Below are 920 nucleotides of genomic sequence, written 5' to 3'. Positions count from 1 at the left end.
GGGCGATTAACATCGCCTTTTGCTGCTTCATAGCCTGCTTCTCCTGTCAACGCAAAGCAGAAGTGTCACCTTCGGTGCGAAACAGAGATGTCATGCTTTGGTTCAGAGAATGCGTTTGACCGCCTCGCTATATACTTCCGAGCGTTCTCTTTTCCCAACAGAAATCACGAAAACGACAACTTTCTCGTCTATAACCTGGTATACAAGGCGATAGCCTGAAGACCGGAGCTTAATCTTGTAACAATCAGGCATACCACGGAGCTTGTTTGCTTCAATCCGGGGTGACTCAAGTACTTCAACCAGCTTCTTTTTCAACTGTTCACGTACCGTCGAGCCCAGCTTTCGCCATTCCTTTAGTGCCCGCTCGTCAAAATCCAGAAAATACGCCATCAGAGTTCATCCAGCGTCACACGTACTGGCTTAGGATTACGAAGCCGTTCTTTCACTATCTCCACAAGTTCAGCATCTTCATCGCTCAGGAGTGTCTGTTTGAACGGCAAGCGTTCATTGTCAGCGATATACTCGAGCATGAGACGAAGCGCTTCAGAAGGAGTTACACCCATTTTTTCAAGCGCGGCGTAAGAACGCGCTTTAAGTTCATCGTCAATACGCAGGTTAATGCTACCCATGTCTTACACCTCTTGTAATTACAAATGTCATTACAAGTATCGCACTACAACATGCTTAGGGCAAGTCACGAAGGAAGTCAGAAAGTAGTCGTAAGAACGGTGATCACTGTCCGCTTTGTGCCAGGAGCAGCCATTGCTAAGTCTATCCTGTATTGTGCAGGTCAGCTCTTTTTTAAAGAGTCCGGCCATCATCTTACTGGTACAGACACCATATACTTTGTGACGGTCAGGCTACATATGCACAACTCAACTTATTCATCTATTTTTTGCTTTAGCATGTCAGTGTTGCTT

Annotated in this window: 3 protein-coding genes; 1 reads left to right on the top strand and 2 read right to left on the bottom strand. The window is 46.0% G+C overall.

What is annotated here, in order from left to right; all coding sequences use genetic code 11:
• Window positions 1–102: 102 nt before the first annotated feature.
• The gene (gene relE, locus ACUU1M_RS20335; protein WP_000323025.1) at window positions 103–390 is read right to left on the bottom strand and encodes a type II toxin-antitoxin system mRNA interferase RelE; all 288 of its coding nucleotides are present in this window, start codon (window positions 388–390) and stop codon (window positions 103–105) included.
• Complete coding sequence (relB, locus tag ACUU1M_RS20330) at window positions 390–629, bottom strand: type II toxin-antitoxin system antitoxin RelB (protein ID WP_000534858.1); 240 nt, start codon at window positions 627–629, stop codon at window positions 390–392. Before relB ends, relE begins: the two co-directional genes overlap by 1 nt.
• Window positions 630–653: 24 nt before the next feature.
• On the opposite strand from relB, the gene ydfV reads away from it, so the two are divergent.
• On the top strand, window positions 654–920 hold a 267-nt coding region (gene ydfV / locus ACUU1M_RS20325; RefSeq protein ID WP_449144784.1), incomplete at its 3' end, for a protein YdfV.

The sequence above is a fragment of the Shigella sp. SIG6 genome, from assembly GCF_053555815.1.
This window is presented reverse-complemented; position numbering and strand designations above follow the sequence as displayed.

Bases quoted from the DNA above. Each gene is read 5' to 3' on its own strand.
- relE (WP_000323025.1), bottom strand. From the start codon at position 390: ATGGCGTATTTTCTGGATTTTGACGAGCGGGCACTAAAGGAATGGCGA.
- relB (WP_000534858.1), bottom strand. From the start codon at position 629: ATGGGTAGCATTAACCTGCGTATTGACGATGAACTTAAAGCGCGTTCT.